This window comes from Bradyrhizobium sp. AT1 (genome assembly GCF_001590795.1).
Lineage (GTDB): Bacteria > Pseudomonadota > Alphaproteobacteria > Rhizobiales > Xanthobacteraceae > Bradyrhizobium.
The window spans coordinates 7016734-7031709 of sequence record NZ_JXDL01000001.1; the positions used below are offsets into that span (position 1 = coordinate 7016734).

General features: G+C 65.8%; 15 protein-coding genes. 6 read left to right on the forward strand and 9 right to left on the reverse strand.

Annotated elements, in window-relative coordinates; all coding sequences use genetic code 11:
• Positions 1–68 precede the first annotated feature (68 nt).
• Together mgtA and SE92_RS32300 are read right to left on the reverse strand one after the other, a co-directional pair.
• Positions 69–2609, reverse strand: a complete 2541-nt coding sequence (gene mgtA, locus SE92_RS32295; protein WP_084251928.1) for a magnesium-translocating P-type ATPase — start codon at positions 2607–2609, stop codon at positions 69–71.
• A 144-nt stretch (positions 2610–2753) separates the two neighbouring features.
• Complete coding sequence (locus SE92_RS32300) at positions 2754–3239, reverse strand: hypothetical protein (RefSeq protein WP_063202587.1); 486 nt, start codon at positions 3237–3239, stop codon at positions 2754–2756.
• 212 nt (positions 3240–3451) lie between these two features.
• Here SE92_RS32300 and SE92_RS32305 point away from each other — a divergent pair, with 212 nt between their 5' ends.
• From SE92_RS32305 to SE92_RS32315, 3 genes are read left to right on the forward strand one after another with little or no spacing between them, the layout of a single operon-like run.
• Positions 3452–4798, forward strand: coding sequence for a hypothetical protein (locus tag SE92_RS32305; protein WP_063202589.1), 1347 nt, complete (start codon positions 3452–3454; stop codon positions 4796–4798).
• A gap of 12 nt (positions 4799–4810) precedes the next feature.
• A complete protein-coding gene (locus SE92_RS32310; RefSeq protein ID WP_063202590.1) occupies positions 4811–5320 on the forward strand; it encodes a DUF2249 domain-containing protein in 510 nt (169 codons plus the stop codon).
• Entirely contained in the window at positions 5317–5640 is a 324-nt protein-coding gene (locus tag SE92_RS32315) for a metal-sulfur cluster assembly factor (protein WP_063202592.1), read from the forward strand. Before SE92_RS32310 ends, SE92_RS32315 begins: the two co-directional genes overlap by 4 nt.
• 19 nt (positions 5641–5659) lie before the next feature.
• Here the strand turns inward: SE92_RS32315 and SE92_RS32320 are convergent, their stop codons facing one another.
• Together SE92_RS32320 and SE92_RS32325 are read right to left on the reverse strand one after the other, a co-directional pair.
• Positions 5660–6256, reverse strand: a complete 597-nt coding sequence (locus SE92_RS32320; RefSeq protein ID WP_063202594.1) for a UbiX family flavin prenyltransferase — start codon at positions 6254–6256, stop codon at positions 5660–5662.
• Between the two features lies 1 nt (position 6257).
• Positions 6258–7781 (reverse strand): UbiD family decarboxylase, encoded by a 1524-nt coding sequence (locus tag SE92_RS32325; RefSeq protein ID WP_063202596.1) that lies wholly within the window; start codon positions 7779–7781, stop codon positions 6258–6260.
• A gap of 100 nt (positions 7782–7881) precedes the next feature.
• Between SE92_RS32325 and ubiT the strand changes: the two genes are divergently transcribed.
• The 3 genes from ubiT to ubiV are packed head-to-tail and all read left to right on the forward strand — an operon-like array spanning position 7882 to position 10352.
• Positions 7882–8427: a ubiquinone anaerobic biosynthesis accessory factor UbiT gene (gene ubiT, locus SE92_RS32330; RefSeq protein WP_063202598.1), complete on the forward strand. Its 546-nt coding sequence runs from the start codon at positions 7882–7884 to the stop codon at positions 8425–8427.
• Positions 8427–9404, forward strand: a complete 978-nt coding sequence (gene ubiU / locus SE92_RS32335; RefSeq protein ID WP_063202599.1) for a ubiquinone anaerobic biosynthesis protein UbiU — start codon at positions 8427–8429, stop codon at positions 9402–9404. Before ubiT ends, ubiU begins: the two co-directional genes overlap by 1 nt.
• Before the next feature lie 27 nt (positions 9405–9431).
• Positions 9432–10352 carry a ubiquinone anaerobic biosynthesis protein UbiV gene (ubiV, locus tag SE92_RS32340; protein ID WP_063202601.1) on the forward strand — a complete coding sequence of 307 codons (921 nt, stop codon included), beginning with the start codon at positions 9432–9434 and terminating at the stop codon, positions 10350–10352.
• Between the two features lie 23 nt (positions 10353–10375).
• On the opposite strand, the gene SE92_RS32345 is transcribed toward ubiV, so the two are convergent.
• The 5 genes from SE92_RS32345 to SE92_RS32365 all read right to left on the reverse strand — a co-directional run.
• Positions 10376–11002, reverse strand: coding sequence for an FMN-dependent NADH-azoreductase (locus tag SE92_RS32345; RefSeq protein ID WP_063202603.1), 627 nt, complete (start codon positions 11000–11002; stop codon positions 10376–10378).
• 3 nt (positions 11003–11005) lie between these two features.
• Positions 11006–12580 (reverse strand): isochorismatase family protein, encoded by a 1575-nt coding sequence (locus SE92_RS32350; protein WP_063202605.1) that lies wholly within the window; start codon positions 12578–12580, stop codon positions 11006–11008.
• A 20-nt stretch (positions 12581–12600) separates the two neighbouring features.
• Entirely contained in the window at positions 12601–13449 is an 849-nt protein-coding gene (locus SE92_RS32355) for an N-acyl homoserine lactonase family protein (protein ID WP_018318076.1), read from the reverse strand.
• A 31-nt stretch (positions 13450–13480) separates the two neighbouring features.
• A complete protein-coding gene (locus SE92_RS32360; RefSeq protein WP_063202607.1) occupies positions 13481–14365 on the reverse strand; it encodes an amidohydrolase family protein in 885 nt (294 codons plus the stop codon).
• Positions 14362–14976: VWA domain-containing protein (locus SE92_RS32365; RefSeq protein ID WP_157095994.1), on the reverse strand; the 615-nt coding region annotated here is incomplete at its 5' end. The genes SE92_RS32365 and SE92_RS32360, both read right to left, overlap by 4 nt.

A 14976-nucleotide genomic window follows, 5' to 3' on the forward strand; every position in this document is an offset into this window, starting at 1 on the left:
GGTCGCGTGGCGTGCCCAATCGCGCATTGCTGTCGTCGTCGATGCGAATCCGGTCTTTAACGCAAGCGTTAGGAGTCTGAGATTGCCAGCCGCTTCGCGAGGTTCGCCGAAATCAGATACGCTACGGCGATGGCGATGATCGTCGAAAGCAGCCCAGCAGACAACGCGGTAAAGCCAAATGCGCGACCCCACGGACCTAGCGCGAGCGCTACGCCGGCAAGCAGGGCGCCGAAAGACGTCGCGATCAGGATGTTGTGGGGCCGGTTCGCACGCCACGGCAATTTGCGAGATCGGATCACGAAGATCACCAGGATCTGGGTCGCGATCGATTCCACGAACCAGCCGGTCTGAAACAGTGCCGCATCCGCGTCGAACAGCTTGAGGAGAACGGCGAAGGTAATGGCGTCGAACACGGACGACACCGTTCCCATGATGATGGTGAAGCGAAGGATGCTGGCCATGTTCCAGGCTTCGGGCCGGGCGATGTCTTCGCGATCGACGTCGTCGAAAGGGATGCCGATTTCGGAGAGATCGTAGATCAGGTTGTTCAAGAGGATCTGCAGCGGCAGCAGCGGCAGGAATGGAAGGACGATCGAGGCCAAGGCCATCGACAGCATGTTGCCGAAGTTCGAGCTCGTGCCCATCCGGACATATTTCAGGATGTTGGCAAAGGTCCTGCGGCCCTCGCGCACGCCGGCCGCCAGCACGGACAGGTCGGGCGCCAGCAGGATCATGTCGGCGGCCGCGCGGGCAACCTCGGTCGCGCCCGTGACGGATATGCCGACATGCGCTGCATGGATCGCGGGAGCATCATTGACGCCGTCTCCCATGAAGCCGACCACGTGGTTGCGGTGCCGGAGCGCGGCGACGATCCGCCGTTTCTGATCGGGATCGATCCGGGCAAACAGATCGAAATCATCGACCCGGGCGATGAGCGCGGCATCGGTGAGCTCTGAGATCTCGGCGCCGGTCATGATCCGATGCGATCTGAGGCCGACGGATCGCGCGACGTGCGCGACCACTGCGCCATGATCGCCCGACAGGATCTTGATGGTCACGCCGAGCGAGCCGAGCGCATCGATGGCCGAGGCTGCATCCTGCTTCGGCGGATCGGCGAACACACAGAAGCCGATCATGGTCAGATGGGTCTCGTCGCCGACGGCAATGGTCTGTTGGCTCGAGGGAATCGACCGGACGGCGACGGCAAGCAGCCGGAAGCCGTCGCCGGCATATCGGGCCTGAATGTCGGCCATCTTCTGTTGCCAGGCGGCATCGAGCGGATGAGCCAGACCATCGATCTCCACGGCCACGCAGCGCGACAGAATGGATTCCGGAGCCCCTTTGGCGATCAGCATGTGCTCGCCGTTCCGGATGGCGAGAACGGACAGGCACCGCCGCTCGAAGTCGAACGGCACTTCTGCAAGCCGGGCCCAGCCCTCGAGACCGTTCCGACTCGCTGACAGGATCGCGTCGTCGAGAGGGCTTCTGACGCCGGCCTGGAATGTGCTGTTGAGGCGCGCCAGGCTCAGGACGCGCTCGCTGGTCTGGTCCTGGGGATCAATATGCGCCGCCAGCGTGATCCTGGCTTCGGTGAGCGTGCCGGTCTTGTCGACGCAAAGCGTGTCCATCGCACCCAGATCGTGAATCGCGGACAGCCGCTTGACGATGACCTTCCGCTTCGCCATGCGCTGGGCGCCGCGGGCGAGGGTAACCGTCATCACCATCGGCAGCAGCTCGGGCGTCAGGCCGACGGCGAGCGCGATCGCGAACAGGAAGGACTCCATCGCGTTACGTTGCGCGACGAGATGAGCCATGAGTACGAAGAGCGTGAGGAAGAGCGTCAGCCGAAGGATCAGCAGTCCGAGCTTGCGGACGCCTTGTTCGAGCGCCGTTGGCGGTGCGTTGGCGGCCATTGCCGAGGCGATTGCGCCGAAGCGCGTCTGCCCTCCAGTCGTCACGACCAGCATCCTGCCGCTTCCGCCGACGGTGCTGGTTCCCGCGAACAGGGCGTTGGTGGCGTCCGCCGGCAACGAAGCGGAGCAGGTCTTGTCGGACTTGAAGGCCGGAAACGGCTCGCCCGTCATCAAGGCTTCGTTGACCTGCAGATCCTGCGCATCGAGCACGATGCCGTCGGCCGGTATCAAATCGCCGATCCGGAGTTTCACGACGTCTCCCGGGACGAGCGCAGTCACCGAGATCGTCATGTCCTTGCCGTCCCTGACGACGTCGGCCTGAATGGCGACCGATTCCCGCAACGCCTCGGCGGTGAGTTCGGCGCGATGCTCCTGGACGATATCGAGCGTGATCGACAGCGACAGCACGGTTGCGATAATGGCAAAGCTGCCGATGTCGCCGCTCAGTCCGGACAGGAGCGCAGCCGCCAGCAGCATGGCGATCAGCGGATTCCAGAGACGTTGGCCGAGCTTACGCAGAACCGACCGGCTTGGCGCGGCGTCGGCGCGGTTCGCTCCATGAATCGCCAGCCGCCGGGCCGCTTCGCCCTGCGACAGGCCATCCGGACCGGAGCCGAGCGCGCGACAGAGGTCCTGCTTTGGCGTTTGCCAGAATGCCGCGGCCAAAGCCTTGGCCGGGCTGGATTGTTCGATCATGGATGGGCTCGGCGGTCGCTGACATCTAGGTGAGACCAAGGTACCCGGCTGCGCGATCCGCGGATTGACGCAACGCAACCCAGTCCTTGCGCTGTCAGGAGGCGGACACCGACAGCAACGAGCCTCCCGCGCGGCCCGGCCGCATCATTTCTTCCGGCTGTCTCCCGACGGCGAAAATATCTGATTGGCGGGCGGCTGCCCGCCGGTCGGCACGCCGATGGCGATGAAGCCGCGACCCATCGAGCTATGACAGGCGTTGCAGCCCTCGGTGAGCATGCGCATCGAAGCGGCGAACTTGCGATCGTCTCCCGCCGCGACCGCGTCGGCGACCGAGAGCAGCGGCTCCTTCATCGTCGTCACGTTGCTGACGGGGATGGCCGGATAGAATATGGCAGCTTCCGCCAGGCTGTTCGTCAACTGCCTCAACTCGTACGCGGCCAGGTCCCAGTTCTTCGCCTTGCCGGCATACCATAGCTTGAGATGCTGGAGCTGTGCCATGCTCATGACCTCGACGAGACGGGGCGCATCCTGCTTTGCGTTCGGGGAGGGTGGAAAGCTGGATTGCGCAATCGCGGATGTGACCGCGCTCGCAGATATCGCCAGCACCACGCACCAATTCTTCAGCGTCATCCGACCATTCCTTGCCGATTGAACGTCCTGAATATCAGCGCCGCGGCCCGTGCTCTTGCGCTGCGTCAATCCTTCCAGGCCCCCAGCGTCGATGCCCGGTCCCATTGTCGTGAACGGCGCCGGAGTTTGCGCCTCGACAAAGTGGTCGTGACTGCAGCCGCTTACCGTTTCGAACGCTGACACGAAACTTCGTGTGCGACAGGAAACACACCGTGGTCGGAACAAGTCTCTGTAAATGGACCATCAGCTACTTCGCGGCCGCAATCGCATGGCTGCTGCTCGCGGAAGGGCTGATGGTCGCCGGGTTTGGTTTTCCGAACCACGACATCGGCGATCCGGACACGCTCGTCATCGTCCACATGGTCAGCATCGGCTGGTTGAGCACGGTGCTGTGCGGCGCACTGTTCCAATTTGTGCCGGTGCTGGTCGCACGGCCGCTCTATGCCGAGCGATGGACGTTGCCGGCTCTCGCGCTACTGACGCTGGGGCTGGTTGTCCTGCTCGCGGGCTTTCTTACGCTGGGCGGGCACCTCGACGGGCCGCGCTGGCTGCTGCCCGGTGGAGGTGGCCTGCTCATTGCCGGTTTCGCGCTGGTCGTTGCCAATCTCGGCATGACGCTGTGGTCGGCCCGTCCCCTGCCGGCACCGGCGCGGTTCGTCGCAGGCGGACTTGCCTGCCTCTGTGTCACGGCGGCCTTCGGCGGCCTGTTCTCGCTTGTGTTGTCCGGCACCGCCACCGGTGCGCAATGGCCTGACCTGTTGGTCTCGGGCGTTTCCATCCACGCGCTCGCCGGGCTTGGCGGATGGCTGACATTCACGGCCATGGGTGTCAGCTATCGCCTGCTTGCGATGTTCATGCTTGCGCACGACGGCGATGCACGGCTCGGCCGTCTGGCTTTGCGTGCCGGCATCGCCGCGATCGCTGTCGGGCTTGTTGGTGGCGCGCTCGCGCTTTGGCGCATGACGGGGCTGAATCTGGCGCTTCTGCTTGCGGGAGCGGCGGCGCTGCTGTCGTTCGCCGCCTACGGCCGTGACGTGCTCGGCCTCTACAGAACCCGCAAGCGTCGCGTGCTCGAGCTCAACACCCGCATGAGCCTTGTTGGGCTGGCGAGCCTCGTCGCCGCCGCAATCCTCAGTGTTGCGTTCGTCGCGACCGGCTCGTTTTCATCCCATGTCGGAGCGCTCGTCTTTCTCGTCGCGTTCGGCTGGCTCACCGGCCTGGTGCTCGCCAACCTCTACAAGATCGTGCCATTCCTGACCTGGCTCGAGACCTATGGTCCGGTGATGGGCAGAGTGCCGACGCCGCGCGTCCAGGATCTCGTCGCCGAGCGCCGCGCCTTGAAGTGGTTCGTCGTATTCTTTGCCGGGAGCTGGGCGGCGACGTTGATGCTGCTGATCGAGGCGCCACTCGGCTTCCGCGCCGCCGTGGCGGCGATGATGCTGGCGACACTCGGCTTGAGCGAGAAGTTCACCAGGGCCCGGCGGCTCGCCGATGTGGCGGAGCCGATGCGCCTGCCGACGGGAGCTGCCATGCCCCATCTTCTGGTCTCACGAAACTGAAAGGAGACTGCAATGACCGCATTCATCGACGTCGATGTCCGGCCGATCCTGCGTGCAGGCGGCGAGCCGTTCTCGATCATCATGGCGGCGCTCGAACGGCTCGAGCCCGGGGAGGGGCTGCGGCTCTATGCTCCCTTCAAGCCGGTTCCTCTGTTCGACGTCATGGCGAGCAAGGGCTTTGCATACCGCGAAGCCGAGCTCGAAGGCGGCGAATGGGAGATCCGGTTCTTGCCTTACGATGGCTCGGTCGAAGCGGCTGAACCAGCCTCCGCCGCGTCGAGCAACGGCGATTGGCCGGAGCCCGTGGTTCATCTTGACAATCGCGAGCTCGATCCGCCGGAGCCGATGGTCCGGATTCTGGCTGCCCTGGAGCAGCTCGCGCCCGGGCAGACGCTGTTCGCCTTGCTCGGCCGCGAACCGGTCTTCCTGTTTCGGGAGCTGGAGAGGCGCGGCCACCAATGGCGGGGCGGCTTCACGCCGCAGAAGGACGGCTATCAACTGACGGTGAGGGTGCCCGCATGACGATCGACAATGAGGATCTCGTGGGCCAGATCAGGCAGGCACTGAAGGTCGTGATCGATCCGGAGCTCGGCCACAACATCGTCGATCTCGGCTTCGTCTATGACGTCCAGGTCGACGACGGCGCCGCGCACATCACCATGACGGCGACGACACGCGGTTGCCCCGCTGCGTCGTTCCTCAAGGAGGGGGTGGCGAGCAGCGCGTGCCTCGTCCCGGGCGTGGATTCGGTCGACGTCACCATGACGTTCGAGCCGCCCTGGGCCCCCTCGATGATCTCGCCGGGTGTCAGGTCATCGCTCGGCTTTGCCGAGGTGAACTGAGCCGGTCAAGCGACCGCGGCTAGACGCCGTCGGAGCCCGGGCCGGACCAGATCTTGGCGGATACGCGCAGCTTCGTGAGGTCGAGCAAATTGATCGCCCGGGCGGCGATTTGGTCGATCACCTCGGCCAGCGACTGTGGCTTGAGATAAAAGGCCGGCATCGGCGGGGCAATGATCGCGCCGATCTCGGTCGCCTGCACCATGCTGCGCAAATGGCCGAGATGCAGCGGGCTCTCACGCACCAGCAAGACCAGCCGGCGCCGCTCCTTGAGCTGCACGTCGGCCGCGCGCGTCAGGAGATTGTCGAGCTGCCCCCAGGCGATCGCCGAGAGCGTGCGGATCGAGCAGGGTGCCACGATCATGCCCGCGACCGGATACGAGCCGCTGGCGATCGCGGCGCCGATGTCCGAATGAGAATGGTCGCGGAAGGCGAGCGCGCGCAGCCGCGCCAGTGCCTCGCTGCCCACTTCCTCGCCCAGCGTACGCTCGGCCGCGGCCGAGACCACGAGGTGCACCGCGTAGTGTGGATTGTCGGCCAGCAGCTCGACGATGCGCACGCCGATCGCGGTACCCGAGGCGCCGCTGATCCCGACGATGATGCCTTGCCGCCCGCTCATGTCAGGACCGGTGCGCGTGCGGCATGCCGGACAAGCCGAGGTTCGCCCACATCGCGTCGACACGTGCGACCACGGCGGGATCCATGGCCAGCGGAACGCCCCATTCGCGATCCGTCTCCGGTGGGATCTTGGTCGTGGCGTCGATGCCGAGCTTGCCGCCGAGGCCTGATTTCGGCGAGGCGAAGTCGAGATAGTCGATAGGCGTGTCGGTGAGCGTCACGAGATCGCGCGAAGCGTCGCTGCGCGTCGAGACAGCCCACATGACGGACTGCCAGTCGCGAATGTCGATGTCGTCGTCGACCACGATCAGAAGTTTCGTGTAGCTGAACTGCGGCAGCATCGACCACAGGCCGAGCATCAGCCGCCGCGCCTGGCCGGGATAGCGCTTCTTGATCGCCGCGACCGCGATCCGGTAGGAGCAGGCCTCCGGCGGCAGCCAGCAATCGGTCACCTCAGGGAATTGCTGACGGATCAGCGGAACGAACAGGCGATTGAGCGCCTCGCCGATCCGCGACGGCTCGTCCGGCGGCCGGCCCGTGAAGGTCGAGAGGTAGACGGGCTGCCGCCTGGTGGTGATCGCCGTCACGCGCATCACCGGGAATTCCTCGACGGAATTATAGTACCCGGTGTGATCGCCATACGGACCCTCGGGCGCGGTTTCGGTCGCGGAGACGAAGCCCTCGATGACGATCTCGGCCTCGGCCGGGATCGCGAGCGGGACGGTGAGGCATGGCGCGAGGTCGGGCCGCTCGCCGCGCAAGATGCCGGCGAAGCGCAGCTCCGACATCGTCTCGGGAAGCGGCAGCACCGCCGCCAGGATGGTGGCGGGGTCGGCTCCGATGACGATCGCGACCGGCATGTCGCGCCCGATCGCCTTCCATTGCTGGTGATGCCGGGCGCCGCCGCGATGCGCGAGCCAGCGGATGATGGCGCGGTCGCGGCCGAGCACCTGCATGCGGTAGACGCCGACATTCTCCTCCTGGTCGGCCGTCGCGGATTCCGGCGGCACGGTGATCACGAGCGGCCAGGTGATCAGCGGCGCCGGCTCGCCAGGCCAGCAGATCTGGACCGGCAATCGCGCGAGATCGATGTCGGGCCCCATCGTGACGCAATCCTGCACCGGCGCGCCTGCGCGCGTGCGCGGACGCGTCGCCAGCGCGGCGCGGGCGAGCTGAAGCTTGTCGAAGACATCCCTGATGCTGTTCGGCGGCCGCGGGGCGCGGAGCTCGGCCATCAGCGCGCCAAGCTCTTCGAGACGGTCGGGCGCGATCCCCATGCCCCATGCGATCCGCTCGACCGTCCCGAACAGATTGGTGAGGAGCGGCATCTCCGAGGGGCGGCCATCGGCCCTGACCGGCTGCTCGAACAATAATGCCGGTCCGTGTGCCCCAAGCACACGCCGGTGGATTTCCGTGATCTCGTGGACGACGGAGACCTTCTCGCGAATGCGTCGCAACTGCCCCCGGCTTTCGATGAAGCGCAGGAAGTCGGACAAGTCGCGAAAGCGCGGTACATCACGTTGCAACTGGACAAGCTCCCAAAAAATCACAGCTAGCCGTGTTGTTTTCGGTCTTCATTGTTCCCGCTCAAATACAGCGGCGTGCAATCCGTCCAGATGTGGGGCCATGAATGATCCGTCCGCCGCATCGCCCGGCCAATTGCCGACGATTCCGCCGCTCGTCGCAATTGCCATGCGTCCGCTACCTCTGCTGCCGTTGCAGTTCGCTCTTGGCGGCGTCCTGCAGCGGATCCACCGGCGCAATCCTGCAATGTTCGACCGGCTCGGCGATCACGCGCGCGCGCGGTTCGGGATCAAGCCGATCGATCTGCCCTTCGCCTTCGTGGTCGAGGCGAGGCCGCCGCGCCTGTCCGTCGTGCGCGAGCTGCCGAAAGACCTGGACGCGCGGATCTCCGCCTCGCTTGCCAATCTCCTGGCCCTGCTCGAAGGCAGGGTCGATGGCGATGCTCTGATGTTCTCGCGCGAGCTCGTCGTCGAGGGCGATGTCGAGGCGGTGCTGGCGTTGCGCAATGCGATCGACGACGCCCAGCTCGATCTCGCTACCGAAGTGTCCTCGTTGTTTGGCCCGCTGGGCGCGCCGGCGAGGCGCGCCCTCGAGGCCGCCCGTGGCCGTATGATCGGCTCATCCGGCCAAGGCGAGTCATCGAGATGATGGAACTGATCTGTCCCGCCGGAACGCCGGCTGCGCTGAAGAGCGCCATCGATGCCGGCGCCGACGCGATCTATTGCGGCTTCGCCGACGAGACCAATGCGCGCAACTTTCCGGGATTGAATTTCAGCCGCGACGAGATGCGCAAGAGCATCGCGCTCGCGCATGGCCGCGGCGCGCGGGTCCTGGTGGCCATCAACACCTTCCCGCGCGCCTCCGCCGTCGACATCTGGCATCGCGCGGTGGACGATGCGGTGAGCGCCGGAGCCGACGCGCTGATCCTCGCCGACATCGGCTTGATGGATTACACCGCGCGGCGCCATCCGAACCAGCGTCTGCACGTCTCGGTTCAGGCCGCCGCCGCGAACCCGGATGCCATCGCCTTCTACGCCGAAAATTTCGGGGCGCGGCGCGTCGTGCTGCCGCGTGTCCTGAGCGTGCCCGAGATTGCCGAGATCACCCGCGAGTCCGCCTGCGAGACCGAGGTCTTCGTGTTCGGCGGGCTCTGCGTGATGGCGGAGGGGCGCTGCTCGCTGTCGTCCTATGCGACCGGAAAGTCGCCGAACATGCAGGGCGTCTGCTCGCCGCCGAGCCACGTGACCTACGAACAGACCGCGGACGGGACGAAGTCGAGCTTGGGCGGCTTCACCATCAACCGGTTCGCCATGAGCGAGCCCGCGGGCTATCCGACGCTGTGCAAGGGCCGCTTCTCGACCGCGCAGGGCGCCGGTTACATCTTTGAGGATCCCGTCAGCCTAGATGCCACGACCTTGCTTCGGGGTTTGCGCGATGCCGGCGTCACCGCGCTCAAGATCGAGGGCCGCCAGCGCGGCCGCGCCTATGTCGAAAGCGTGGTGCGCCATTTCCGTCACGCGCTCGCGGCGCTGGAGAGCGGGAGCGAGGCGGACATCGCAAGCCTGAAGCCGTTCACAGAAGGGCAGGCCTCCACGCTCGGCGCCTATCGCAAGAATTGGCGCTAATCGTTTCGACTATGTGAGGTCCGGAAGATGCAACTCAGCCTCGGTCCAGTTTTGTACAATTGGGCGCCGGAACGCTGGCGCGACTTCTATTTCCGTATCGCCGACGAGGCGCCTGTCGATGTTGTCTCAGTCGGCGAGATCGTCTGCTCGAAACGATCGCCGTTCTTTGCAGACCATATCCCGGCCGTGGTCGAACGGCTGCAAAGCGCGGGCAAAGAGGTGCTGCTCGGCTCGCTGATCCTGGTCTCGCTGCGGCGCGAGCGCCGCCAGACCGAAGAGCTCGCTTCGGCCGAAGGCGCACTGGTCGAGGTGAATGATCTGACCTGTCTCAGGACGCTGGCGGGCCGGGCGCACGCCATCGGGCCCTTCGTCAACATCTACAACGAAGCCAGCGCGGCCTTTCACGACGCGCACGGGGCGAGGCGCATCTGTCTGCCGCCGGAATTGCCGCTAGCTTCGATCGCGGCAATTGCGAAGGCAGTCCCCGATGTCGTCACCGAGGTGTTCGCGTTCGGCAGGGTGCCGCTCGCCATCTCCGCGCGCTGCTATCACGCGCGCCTCCACAAGCTCGCCAAGGACAATTGTCGCTTCGTTTGCGAGAAGGATCCGGACGGTCTGCTGCTGAACACGCTGGAGCAGCAGGATTTCCTCACCGTCAACGGCGTGCAGACCCTGTCTCACAGCTGCGCCAATCTGCTGGGCGAGGCCGGCCTCCTGCGCGAGAGCAACGTTCGCTCGTTGCGCCTGTCGCCGCAGGATTGCGACATGGTCGAGATCGCCAGGATCTTTCGCGATGTGCTCGACGGCCGCGAGGATTTCGATGGCGGCAACCGCCGCCTTGCGGCGGCCTATCCCGGCGTGCCGTTCTCGAATGGGTTCCTGTGGGCCGAGCCAGGTCACCTCTATCGTCAGGCCCGATCAGGGGATGCGCAAGGCTCGGCGGCGTAAGAGGACAGAGCGATGCCGGTGCATCAGAAGCTCGTGGCCATTGCGGCCAGACGTCGGTGCGCTCTGTCACGCGCAACCTCGATCGGCTGCTGCGGTCCGGTGGTTGGCCCGATCGGCACGAAACGGACATTGTCGATCCCAATGAAGCGCAGGATGTCCCGCAAATAGGGCGTTGCCATGTCGATGCGGCCGCGATTCATGCCGGTGGCGAAGTCGCTGCCGCTGGCGAGAATCACCAGCGTCGGCCGGTCCTTCAGCAACGGGAGATAGCCCTGCGATGGGTCGAAGCGAAAGGTCAGCCCGGGCTGGACGACGATGTCGAACCATTGCTTGAGCTTGTAGGGGATGCCGAAATTCCACATCGGCGTCGAGATCAGCACGCGATCGGCGAGCGCGAAGCGGGTCGCCATTCGCTCGGCCTCGGCAAAGCTGTCACGCTCCGCGTCGTTGAAGGCCTGTCCGTTCATCCGTGCATATTTGGCCTCGACGATGGGACCTGCGAATTCCGGCATCCGCTCCCGCCAGAGGTCGACGACATCGATGTCCCAGTCCGGCCGGGCCTGACGGAAGCCGTCAAGGAAGACGCGCGCGCCGGCGCTCGAGACGGAGTCGGCGCGGGGCGAGCAGGACAGATGCAGGAGCTTGGCCACGGATCATCCCAACGCCCGGATGACGGCATCCGCCCGGGTGACGATGGCGACGTTCTGCATGGCGAAGTTGATCGAGGCGGCGTGCCAGTCCGCATTCATGGTCGAGCAGCAATCCTCCGGCACGATCATGAAGTAGCCTTTGTCGGCCCCGGTGCGGGCGGTGTGCTCCACCGACATGTTGGTCCAGGCGCCGGTGTTGATGATCATGTCGCGCCCGGTGGCCTTCAGGATCGTCTCCAGCCGTGTGCCCTCCCACGCGCTCATGCGCATCTTCTCGACGACGAAGTCGCCGGGCCGCGGCTCGAGACCGGAGACGGGCGCAGCGCCCCAGCTTCCGCGCACCATCGCCTTGCTGTCGACCAGCCCTTCGAACAGCGGCGCATTCAGCGTCACGCCGGGCGCGCCTGGCTCGACGACGAACCAGACATGGATGATGGCGACGCCTCGCGCGCGGGCGGTCTCCGCAAGGCGGCGGACATTCTCGACGACATGCTGCTGCTTGGCGTGGCCGGGCGCGCCTGATTCGGCGAAGGCGCCGCCGTCCATGATGACGTCGTTCTGCAGGTCCTGGATGATCATGGCGCAGCGCTGGGGATCGAGCCGCATCTCGCCGTCGGCGAGGATGGGCGCCTGCGGCACGACGCTTGCGGTCGCGCCGCCGCCGCTTCGCCGCCCGCTCATATAGGGCTCATGCCGCGGGCCGACCTTGGTCGGGATCGCATAGACCGAATGGGTCGAGGTCAGGTACAACGTGCGGAAATCCGGCCCGCCCCAGGCGAGGTTGGCGACCAGCTCGGCCACGCGCACCTTGCCGAGCAGCTCGCCGCGCGGCGAATAGACCCAGACGCCTCCGGGCGCGGTGACCCAGACATTGCCGTGCTGGTCGCACTTCATGCCGTCCGGCAGGCCCGGCTCCAGCTCGGACTTGATGCCGCTTGCGAACACCCGGGCATTCGCGAGCGAACCGTCGGCGTTGACGTCGAAGACGCGGATCAGCGCCTGCACGGTGTCGTTGACATAGAGCAGCCTCTCGTCCGGCGAGAAGCACAGCCCGTTCGGCTGGTCGAACAGGTTGCGCTCGACCACGAGCTTCGGCTCGCTGCCGGGGACGACGCGATAGACGCCCTGGAAGCCGAGCTGGCGCGGCCGCTCGACACCGTAGACCGGCATCCGGCCGTACCAGGGGTCCGAGAAATAGATCGCGCCGGACGAGTGCACGCAGACGTCGTTCGGGCTATTCAGCTCCTGCCCCTGGAAATGCGAAGCCAGCACCTCGCGCCGCCCGTCCGGCCGTTCGCGGACCAGTGACGAGGTCGCGTGCTCGCAGACGATGAGGTTGAGCTCGGCATCATAAGTCATGCCGTTGCATTTGTTCGAGGGACGCTTGACCTCGGCGACGCCGCGCCGCGCATCCCAGCGCCGGCGCACGTCGCCCGGCATGTCCGAGAACAGGAGGTAGTGATCGACCGGATGCCAGATCGGCCCTTCCGTGAAGTCGAAACCCGTGCCGACCTGCGCGACCGGGGCGTAGGGGTCGATCAGCGCCTCGAATTCGCTTCGCAAGGTGACGTGGGTCATCGGTCGATCCTCAAGCCGCGTTATGCCGGGAACCAGTTGCGTGCCGGCAGCGATTGCACGATAGGTCCGGGGACCTGGTCGTGCAGGCGTCCGACGACGTTGCCGCCCTCGATCTTGGCGGGACGGTCGTGCACCGGCAGCAGATAGCGCGAATTGCTCAGCAGCTTCTTGATCGAGGCCTTCTCCGCGCGCTTGCTGGTGCCGTGGTTGCCGGTGGTCCGCGGCTCCCAATCGTGGATCTCGTTGAACGGCGTCACGATCTGGTCGTTGAAGTCGTAGATCACGTCGCCGCAGATGGTGGCGATGCCATCGGCGGTCTCGACGATGACGTTCATCGAGCCCTCCGTATGGGCATTGGCGGCGTCGCAATAGACGCCGGGCATCAGCTCGATCGGACCGGTGATCTCCAAGTCGAGGAAGCGCAGCGCGCTCTTGGTGTGCAGCCGGTCGATCAAATGCTTGATGTCGGGCGCCGGATATTGCGGATGCATCAGGCCGGACACCGAATATTCGAGCTCCTTGCGGTTGAGCACGACGGTCGTGTTCATCGGGAACAGGTCGTCCTTGCCGGCATGGTCGATGTGCAGATGGGTGTGGCAGACGAAGCGGACGTCGCCCATGCGCACGCCGTGGCGCGCGAGCTGGTTCTCGATCATGTTCTCGTGGTACTGCAGCCCGCGCATGCCCAGCGTCTCCATGATCTGGTTGGAGCGGTATCCGGTGTCGACCACGACAGGATATTTCCCGCCGAGGATCAAAAAGCCGAGGGTGAGGACGCGGCGGGTGCGGCCGCAGTCGCGGCCGAGCACCAGAAAGCTCGATTCCAGCTCGATATCGCCGTAGTCCAGGATCTTGATCTCCAGCGCCATTCGTTGCCCTCCCTGATCTGTTTCTTGTCTGTCAAAGCCGGTAGACGCGCGTCGCGGTCGTCCTGAAGATGGCGTCCTGCTGCTCGGCGCTGAACGGCGCGGCGGCGGCGCGAAAAGCCTCAACGAGCTCGCGATAGCTGGTCCACAATTTCTCGATCGGAAAGTTGGAGCCGAACAGGCAGCGCTCGGCGCCGAAGATCGCGACAGTGTCTGCGAGCACGGCGGCGATGTGCGCGGGATCATTGCGATGGATGAAGGTGCCGAGCCCGGAAAGCTTGGAGACCACGTTGGGACAGGCCGCGAGCCGGGCCATGCCGGCACGCCAGGCCGCGCGTCCCGCGGGCGAGAGGTCTTCGAGCATCCCGGCGTGCTGGAGGATGAAGGTCACCCCGGGGCAGGCTTCGGCGAGCGCTGCGGCGTCCGGCATCTGCGGCGTGAAGACCTGAAGGTCGAAACTCCAGCCATAGTCGGCGAGGCGCGCGATGTTGCGCTGGATCATGGGATCGGCGCAAAGATCGGGGCGTGCGGCAAAGCGGTAGAGCGGATTCTCGTGCCAGTGTAGCTGCATGCGCACGCCGCGCACCAACGGGTAGCGCTTCAGGCGGTCGAGCTGCGGGTGGACGTCGTCCACGGCGAAATTGGCATAGGCGACGATCGCGTGCGGCCAGCCGTGTTCGTCCGCGGTCTGCTGCACCCAGGCGGCCTCGTCCTCAAAGCGGTCGTTGGCCCAGTTGGTCTGGACATAGACCGAGCGGGCGACACCGGTGCCTTTGAGGTCGTCGAGATATTCGGCGATCGGATAATCGCGCCGGATCGGCTCGTAAGGTCCGAAGATCCGCGGTTGCATCGGGCCGATCAGCCAGGGCAGGTCGGCCTGCCGCCAGATGTGATGATGGCCGTCGACAATATCGGTCACGCGGCTCTCCTTCGTCCCAGCGCCAGAATATGCGCGACGATCGACGCGCTCGATCCGCCATCTTCGAGGTCATCGACGAAGCGCTCGATGGCGATCAGCGCCTCGGTCTGCGGGCGGAAGCCGGGGCTCGTCGCCAGGGGCGTCAGCCAGCTCAGGCGCCAGGCCCGCCGCGACAGCTTTGCGACCGCATCGCGCAGCGCATCGGGTTCGCCGCGCTCCAGCCCGTCCGAGACGATCACGACAGCGGCGCCGCGGGCATAGCCGCCGAAGCGAGGCACGGCGAGGAAGGCCTGGAGCGCGTCGCCGAGGCGGGTGCCGCCGTCCCAGTCGCTGACCAGATGCGCGGCGGCGTTCATCGCCTGCTCGCGGCGCTTCAGCCGCAACGGGCGGGTGACGCGCGTCAGCCGCGTGCCGAAGGTGAACACCTCGACATTGGGCGCCGCCTGCACCAGCGCATGCGCGAGCTTCATGTTCTCCTCGGTGCGGCTTTTCATCGAACCGGAGACGTCGATCAGCAGCAGCATCTTGCGTGGGCGCTGCCGCCGCTTCATGTGACCGAGCCGCAGGATCTCGCCGTCGCTGCGGACAGAGTCGCGTAAAGTACGGCGCAG